General features: G+C 70.8%; 7 protein-coding genes. All 7 read right to left on the bottom strand.

From position 1 onward, the window contains the following. Positions 1–549 precede the first annotated feature (549 nt). Complete coding sequence (locus AB0N14_RS26895; RefSeq protein ID WP_366028264.1) at positions 550–834, bottom strand: hypothetical protein; 285 nt, start codon at positions 832–834, stop codon at positions 550–552. Positions 835–1,057: 223 nt separating this feature from the next. Continuing rightward, the gene (locus AB0N14_RS26890) at positions 1,058–1,318 is read right to left on the bottom strand and encodes a hypothetical protein (protein WP_366028263.1); all 261 of its coding nucleotides are present in this window, start codon (positions 1,316–1,318) and stop codon (positions 1,058–1,060) included. Between the two features lie 155 nt (positions 1,319–1,473). Then, positions 1,474–1,743, bottom strand: a complete 270-nt coding sequence (locus AB0N14_RS26885; protein ID WP_366028262.1) for a DUF2568 domain-containing protein — start codon at positions 1,741–1,743, stop codon at positions 1,474–1,476. Between the two features lie 94 nt (positions 1,744–1,837). Then, complete coding sequence (helR, locus tag AB0N14_RS26880; RefSeq protein WP_366028261.1) at positions 1,838–3,988, bottom strand: RNA polymerase recycling motor ATPase HelR; 2,151 nt, start codon at positions 3,986–3,988, stop codon at positions 1,838–1,840. A gap of 36 nt (positions 3,989–4,024) precedes the next feature. Beyond that, complete coding sequence (locus AB0N14_RS26875; RefSeq protein WP_366028260.1) at positions 4,025–5,236, bottom strand: glycosyltransferase; 1,212 nt, start codon at positions 5,234–5,236, stop codon at positions 4,025–4,027. A gap of 247 nt (positions 5,237–5,483) precedes the next feature. Beyond that, positions 5,484–6,821, bottom strand: a complete 1,338-nt coding sequence (locus tag AB0N14_RS26870; RefSeq protein ID WP_366028259.1) for an MFS transporter — start codon at positions 6,819–6,821, stop codon at positions 5,484–5,486. Then, entirely contained in the window at positions 6,818–7,480 is a 663-nt protein-coding gene (locus AB0N14_RS26865) for a winged helix-turn-helix domain-containing protein (protein ID WP_366028258.1), read from the bottom strand. The genes AB0N14_RS26870 and AB0N14_RS26865 overlap by 4 nt, the downstream gene beginning before the upstream one ends. Positions 7,481–8,116 lie beyond the last annotated feature (636 nt).

Genomic DNA, 8,116 nt, shown 5'->3' with positions numbered 1-8,116 from the left:
CCGCGACGACATCCACGAAGCCTTCCTCAGCCTGGCCTGCGGCATCATCTGCTGGCGCCGACTGGTCAACCTCTCACTTTGTTAGGAGTTCTTAGCGGGCGCCACGTACCTGCCCTACCACCGGGCACCGGGCGCCGACCGAGCCTCGAGAGGAACAGAACCCGCGGGCGAGTGGCGCGGGCACGCCGGCACGGTGCTGCCCTGGTTCCTGTCCTTTGCCTGCTTCGCGCCGAAGGACGCGAAGCAGGCGGTCGAGGCGGCGATAGGCGACCGGTTCAGGGGCCCGGCCGGCCGCCCAGCGCCGAGGTCGACGCGGTGGGAGAAGACCTGGTGGTGCCTCTGACCGGTCGTCCGCCCTACCGTGACCGGTGACGCTCCGGCAGCACGTGCCGATCAGGCAACAGGCCTACTGGGCTCCGGCGCCGACCACGACGTTCACACCCGTGCATCGAGCGTCGGTGGCTGAACCGCGCCGTGAAGTGGGACCAGCACCGGGGTTGCCGTCGAACCGCGCGAGCGGGCCGCCGTCAATCGGCTGCCGCCTCCTTGCTATGCGGAAGCCACGACTTGGCCGGACATGACCTGGGGAGGGTTGGGGAGCAGCGACGCGAGGTTGTCCCGCACGAAGGCCGCCGCTTTCTCGATCGATTCCTCGGCCCCCTCCTCGCTCTCGAAGACAGTGGTCGAGATCATGACTCCGTCTCCGGCGTCGACCCAGTAGTAGGCGAGCAGTCCCGGGATCCGGCGGACGATCGGCACGAACCCCTCACTCACCTGGCGCCCTGCCTCGGCCGGATCGGTCACCCCTTCGTACCGTCTGACGGCTGCGTACACGCTGCTCTCCTCACGAGTCCGGGGCAACATCTGCTGTCCGCAGACGCCGTACCCCTGCGACCCCTGCTCCGCTCGCAAGTCGTCCGTCAATCACCGGAAGGGGCCGGTCCGTGGTCCGAATGGCGGCCTTCGCTGCCGCGGTTGCGCCTGACCGGCTCGTAGCCGCGTGTCTGGGCGGCCCGCCCGCCATGGGCGCAGTTCCAGGGAATGTGCGAGGTCAGCGTCAGGCGTCGGCATCTCGGAGGCCGACTGCGTCGTGCTGCCAGAACAGCTCCGAGTACACCAGCGTTCCCGTCATCCACTCCTCGTACGCCGGGAGCCTGATCATCTGGAAGGCGGCGTCGGGGATACGCAGGGACGGCTTGCGGAAGTCGAGCTCTCCGCCGGGCACGAACCCGAAACGCGCGTAGTAGGCCGGGTCCCCTTCGCGGAAGACAAGGGGAACCGCCCGCTGCGCGAGGATCTGCACACCGCTCTGGACCAACGCCGCGGTTCTTCGACGGCTTCCAACTGGTCGAGCCGGTCTGGCCCAGGTCCCGTTCCGGCGCCCGGACACCTCGCCGCCGACAAGATCCGGCGGAATAGGTTTCTACGGGGGCGTGGCTCGCAAGACCGCTCTGTCCGCAGGTGCGTGAGCCCTCAACGGGACTCCGGTGAGCATGCGGCAGGCCCCTGCCCTGCGGGCAGGGCTGCCGGGGTGCGGCGAAACGCCTTGGCCACCACCGTGTTCACGATGCCGACGACCGCCATGGTCACTGCGGCAACGTGGTGCCCGACTCCGTGGACGGCCGCTGCGCCACCGCCCAGCACGACCGTCTTGACCACCAGAACGAGCGGCAACCGCGGCCGCCACCGAGCCTTCGGCGCAGCGAACAACGCCGAAGCCCATGTACACCGTAGCTGCGCCACAGCCCGGGAACGAGCGGCAGGTCCCGGGCGGCGCGCCCGGGACCTGCCGCCATGCTCACCGACTCGGCCGGAGCGGGCGTTCGTCCGGCCGACGTCAGGAGCTTGTGAGGATGACGAGTTGCTGGGTCGATCGGGTCATCGCGACATAGTGGTCGACCGCTCCCTCGACGCCCTTGCCGAACCCCTCCGGGTCGATGAGAACGACCAGGTCGAACTCGAGCCCCTTCGCCAGCTCCGGCGTCAGCGACCGGACGCGGGACGTCTCCCGGAACGCGGGGTCGCCGATGACGCAGGCGATCCCGTCGGCCTGCGCGACGAGCCAGGTGTCGAGGACCGAGCCCAGATCCGAAACTGACCCGTGTACGACGGGGACGCCGTTGCTGCGGATGGAGGTCGGCACGTTGGCGTCCGGGAGCACGGCCCGGATGACCGGCTCGGCCTCCGCCATGATCTCTTCCGGCGTCCGGTAGTTGATGCTCAGTGAGGCGAGGTTGATCCGGTCGAACCCGATCCGCTCGAGCCGTTCCTGCCACGACTCCGCGAATCCGTGCCTGGCCTGGGCGCGGTCCCCGACGATGGTGAAGCTCCGGGACGGGCACCGCAGCAGCAGCATCTGCCACTCCGCGTCGGTCAGTTCCTGAGCCTCGTCCACGACGATGTGCGCGAACGGGCCCGCGAGCAGGTCCGGTTCGGTCCGCGGCAGCGCGTCCTCGTCGACCAGGCTGTTCTGCAGGTCCTGCCCGGTCAGCATCGTCATCAGCATGCGCTGCCAGTCGTCATCGGTCCTGAGCAGGTTCTCGGTGACCTGGGCCCGGTACTCACGCTCGGCGGCGACCGCGGCCTCCTGCCGGCGCCTGTGCCGGGACGCCTCCGGGTCGCCGAGCCGCTGCCGTGCCGCGTCCAGGAGGGGCAGATCGGACACCGTCCAGGCCTGGGGGTCCGCGCGCTGCAGTTTGCGGACCTCGTCGGGACCGAGCCAGGGAGCGCACATCCGCAGGTAGGCCGGTACCGACCACAGGTCTCCGACGAGGTCCGCCGCCTCGAGCAGCGGCCACGCGCGGCCGAGGGCCGCGTTCAGCTCCTCGTCCTGCCGCAGCGCCCTGCGGAACAGGTCGGGCGAGACGTCGCCGTCGTACTTGTCCCTGAGGATCGCGACCAGCTTCTCCCAGACCTGGTCGCGCGCCTCGTTGTGCGGAGTGCCCGGCTCGGGCGCCTCGAAGGCCTCGGCCCAGTCGTCGGCGGTGAGCCGGATGTCGGACCAGTCGACCGTGACCGTCATTCCCTCGGCGGGCGGCTCCTCGTAGAACCGGACGGCCCGCTCGATCGCCCTCACCATGTCCGCGGACGACTTCAGCCGGGCCACCTCCGGGTCGGTCTCGACCGCCGCTCCCGCTCCCTCGGCGACGAGGTCCCGCAGGACACAGGTCTGCACGCCCTCCTCGCCGAGGCTGGGCAGGACGTCGGAGACGTACGCCAGATACGGCCGGTGCGGGCCGACGAACAGCACGCCGCCGCGACGGTGACCGAGGCGGGGGTCGGAGTAGAGGAGGTGGGCGGTGCGGTGCAGGGCGACGACCGTCTTGCCCGTGCCCGGACCGCCGTCGACGACGAGGGCGCCCCGGGATCCGGCCCGGATGATGGCGTCCTGGTCGGCCTGGATGGTGGCCAGCACGTCCCGCATCCGCTCCGACCGGTTGGTGCCCAGGCTGGCGATGAACGCGGACTGGTCGTCGAGCGCCGCGTGCCCTTCGAGCCCGTCGGCGGTGAACACCTCGTCCCAGTAGTCGCTGATCCGGCCGCCGGTCCAGCGATACCGGCGGCGGCTGGCCAGGCCCATCGGGTTGGCGTGGGTCGCCGCGAAGAACGGCTCGGCCGCCGGGGAGCGCCAGTCGACCAGCAGCCGGCGGCCCTCGTTGTCGGTGAGGCCCAGTCGTCCGACGTACACGGGGTCGGGGTCGTCCGCGCGGACCATGTGCCCGAGGCACAGGTCCAGGCCGAAGCGGCGCAGGGTGCGCAGCCGGCCGTTCAGCCGGTGGACCTCGATGTCCCGGTCCATCGCCTGCTGGCCCGTGCCGCCGGGCGCCTTGAGCTCGGCGTCGAGACGGTCGGACAGTTCCGCGATCGTCAGCTCGAGGCTCTCCGCGATGGCCGTGAACTGCCGCTCGTCGCGGGCGATCAGCGCCGGGTCGCCCTTGGGCGAGAGGTGGTCGGGAAGGTCGAAAGCGCTGGAGGTCAGGGGGTTCACGTCATCCGCTCCGATGTGGTTCGCCAACGGTCCGGCTCAGCCCGCCGCGTCGAGCAGAAGCTTCGCGGCCACCGTCGCCCCGTCGCTGCGGATCGTGCCGGCCACGGCGGCCGCTCGTGCGCGGGTCCCGGGGGTCAGGGCCGTCCTGAGCGCGGCCGACAGCGACTCGACGGTCGGGGTCGGACCGTCGTGTGCCGCGCCGATGCCCAGGTCGGCCACCCGGCCCGCCCAGTACGGCTGGTCCACGATCTGCGGTACGACCACCTGGGGCGCGCCGGACCGGGTGGCCGTCGTGGTCGTGCCCGCGCCGCCGTGGTGGACGACGGCGGCCACCCGTGGGAACAGTGCCTGGTGGTTGACCTCGCCGACGACGAAGCAGTCGTCCCGGTCGTCGATCAGCGCCAGGTCGGCCCAGCCCCGCCCGACCAGGACCCGGCGGCCCTGCGCGCGGACCGCCTCGATGGCCACCCGGGCGACGTCCGGCGAGCCGTGCATGCGCATGCTGCCGAAGCCCACGTACACCGGCGGTTCGCCGGCCTCCAGGAACGTCAATAGCTCGTCCGGCAGCGGGCGTTCGTCCGGCAGGATCCACGCGCCGGTCGGTACGACGTCGAGGTCCGTGAGGTCCAGCCGCGGCTCCAGGACCGGGTCCACCGCAAGCCATGGGTGGTCGGTGTAGACATGGTCGCGGACGTTGGCCACCGGCGGCAGGCCGATCGAGGCCCGGTGGTTGTTGAGCGCCTCGCCGTACAGTGCGTTCACCTTCTCGGCGTCGAGGGCCCACAGCACCCGGTTGTCGGTCTCGCCGGGCGGGAAGGGCTTGCCCGGCCGTCCCGGCGGCGGGTAGTGCGCCGACGGCAGCGAGAACGGGTGGAAGCACGCGCAGACGTAGCCGATCCCGAGTTTCTCGGTCACCGACCGCGCGCCGGCCGGCATCAGGCCGGTCGCGACCAGCGCGTCGCATCCCTCGGCCGCCTCGGCGACCGGGCCGAAGTGGGCGTCGACCAGCTCGGCCGCGACCCGGAAGGCGTCCTCGGGGGACGGCGGCTTCGCCCCGCTCACCAGCGCGCGCACCGACGGGCCGAACGGCACGTGCTCCACACCGACACCGCCCAGCAGTTCGGAGAACTCCTCGTCCGGTGGTGCGCACACCAGCGCCTCGGCGCCGAGCTCGCGGAGTGCCAGCGCGAGTGCCGCCACGGGTTCGACGTCCCCGCGCGACCCATAGCTCATCAAAAGAACACGCACTTCGTGATTCCCCCGTTTCCGCAGGATCTGACCTTCGGCCGACGATTCTGCGGTACGACGGGGGCCTTGCCGCAAGCCCCCCAGTGCGCTATACGTTAAGAGTGGCAAGGAGTGGGTGACCTCCTTGCCTTTCCCTTTTCGTCGTCCACTGCGGATGGACGAGCCCAGCCCCTTGAGAAGCGGCGGCGCGCCGCGTACGGCGATACGGCCGCCCGGCAGCATCTGCGCCCCTCCCGTCCCGCAGACGTCATGCCGTCAGATGTGCACCGCTCGACTGGGCGTCGTCCTCGGGTCCCGGTTCCCGGGCGCCTCGCGCGCTCACGCGGTCCATCTCGCGCCATTCCGGCCGCAGCCCGGCCAGGTTGGTGGTGAGGAAGTACGTGGCCCCACCGGCGAGGAGCACCGGCACAAGCCCGGCGGAGGCCACCGCCGCCCCAGCGATCAGCCCACCCAGAGGGATGCCGGCCCAGGCCAGCGAGTCGCCGAGCGCGTTGACCCGGCCCAGCATCCGGCGCGGCACCCGCTCGAAGAGCACGGCCCCCAGCACCGGGTTGAGGAAGCCGGCACCGAATCCACTGACCGCGAACACGGCCAGTACCGCCCCCATCGGTGCGTCGAAGGCGAGGATCAGGAATCTCGGCGCCCCGGCCAGCAGGAATCCGGTGAAGAACACAACCCGACGCCGCAGCCGGTGCGCGGCCATCGCGGCGACCAGACTGCCACCGACCGCAGCGGCCCCGCCCACGCTGCCCACCATGCCGATCGCGGTGGGCCCGTTGCCGGACTCTCTGGCCCAGACAGGGATGAGCACCGTGGTGAACCCCGCGTCCAGGAGGTTGGTGATCCCGACCATGACGATGACGCTGAGCAGCAACAGCTCGCCTCGAAGGAAGGTGAAGCCCTCGCCGAACCGCCGCCAGTAACCCGGTCCCGTCGCCCCGGCTTGCGACGGGGTTTCCTCGACCGCATGCCCCATGCCGCGAGGCAGCGCCACCGCGATGATCAACGATCCGAGCGCGAAGCAGCCCGCGTTGACGACAAGACCCGACAGGGGGCCGAGCAGCGCCACCAGGGAGCCGCCGGCCGCAGGGCCGATGGTGGACGCGAGCCGCTCGGTCACACCGGCCAGACCGGTGGCTCGTTCCAGTGGCACCCGGCCGCGCTCGGCTGCCTCCGGAACCATCACCTCCTTGGCCAGGTCGCCGGGGCCGCGGACCGCGCCGATGAGCGCGACCAGGGCGAGCAGGAGCGGAAAGGAGAGCAGGCCCAGGGCATGGAACAGGGGAATCGCGGCGGCGGCGGTGGCGCTGGCCAGATCGGTGGTCCAGGAGACGGACCGCGGACCGATCCGGTCCACGAGTGGCCCGGTGAACGCCTTGACCACCACGTACGGGGTCATCTCGCAGAAGGCGACCAGTCCGGTCCGGGTGGCGCTGCCAGTCGTGACGAGCACGAACCAGGGCAGTGCGACGGCCGAGACCCGCGTACCGGTGAGCGACACGGCGATGGCGGTCAGTACCCCGCCCAGCGGGCGTAAGGACCGCCTGCTGGGTATGCCGTCGGCGCCCGGGACACTCTCGGTCACGATGTCTCCGCTCCTGTCACCGTCTCAGGACCGGGAGGCAACTCCGGTGGGGGAGCGTCCAGTTCGGGCAAGAGATGCGTGACGACACCGATCCGCTCGGCTCCGTCGGGGGCACTCGCGGCCGCCTCCGACGTATCGCGGCGATAGCGGGCGATGACGGCCCTCAGCTCCTCGCGCAGGGCGAGAGCTTCTTCGGGTGTGAGCCGCAGCGCCCAGTCGCTCATGTCGAATGTGTCCCGCCAGGCACGCGGCATCGTCTGCAGCTCGTTCAGCGTCTGCTGGGTGCGAAGGGTGTAAGTGGCGGCGACGGACTGCAGGTAGGCCAGTGTGGCCTCGGGTTCTCGGTCAGCCAGGTCCCGGTCGTTGAGTTCCGTCGCCTGATGCACGGAACGCCACCAGCGCTCTCGCGCGTTGCCGCGTGCCGTGTCCTCCTCGACGAAGCCGGCCGCCCCGAGCTGGCGCAGGTGGTAGCTGGCCGTGCCGGAGTTCACGCCGAGCCGTTCCGCGAGACGGGTAGCGGTCGACGGGCCGTACTTCCGGAGCAGCCCGACCAACTGCACGCGCACTGGATGCGCCAGGGCGCGCAGCCCCTTGGCATCCAGAACAACCGCGTCTCCTTCGACTCGAAGGGCGTCCGGCCCGGCGCTTGTGTCAGTCATATCGCGCACTCTAGACCGCAAACGGTTCTTCGCAAACACTTCTTCGCGAAGAACTGTTTGCGGTTTCGTCAGGCCTAGGATGCGAACGACTGCATCGACCACCTGTGGGGGACGTGTTGAGAGAGTTGGCCTGTGTCGCGCCGGAGGCCCGGGAACGGCTTGTCGTGCGGTTCGGAGCCGAGGTGTCGGCCTGGTGTGACGAGTTGCCGGCTCTCGTCGGCGAACTCGCTGCTCGCTGGAGCCTGGATCTCGTCGCCACCGGCGGGGGAGGCACCTCGCGGGTGTTCCGGTGCTTGAGACGTGACACGGGCACCTCGGCGTGGCTGAAACTCACACCGCAGCCCGCCATCGCCCGAGAGGAAGCCGAAGCCCTGCGGGCCTGGGCGCAGACGCCTTCGGTTGTCACCCTGCTGGCCGACGACCTCGACGCCGGTGCCCTGTTGCTGGAGAACGTCGAGCCGGGGGTGCCGGTGCGGCAGCTCGCCTGGAACCTGCCCGGGGTCGCGGCGCTGCTGCGGGACCTTCGGGGCTCTGCTCCCGTGCCGGGGGAGCACTCGGTACTGCAGCCTCTCTCACACCGGATCAACTTCGTGTTCCACTTGACCGATCGAAGGCTGGCGGCAGCGGGCGTGGCGA

The organism is Streptomyces sp. NPDC051104 (genome assembly GCF_040682835.1).
Lineage (GTDB): Bacteria > Actinomycetota > Actinomycetes > Streptomycetales > Streptomycetaceae > Streptomyces > Streptomyces cynarae.
This window is presented reverse-complemented; position numbering and strand designations above follow the sequence as displayed.

Bases quoted from the DNA above. Each gene is read 5' to 3' on its own strand.
- AB0N14_RS26865 (WP_366028258.1), bottom strand. From the start codon at position 7,480: ATGACTGACACAAGCGCCGGGCCGGACGCCCTTCGAGTCGAAGGAGAC.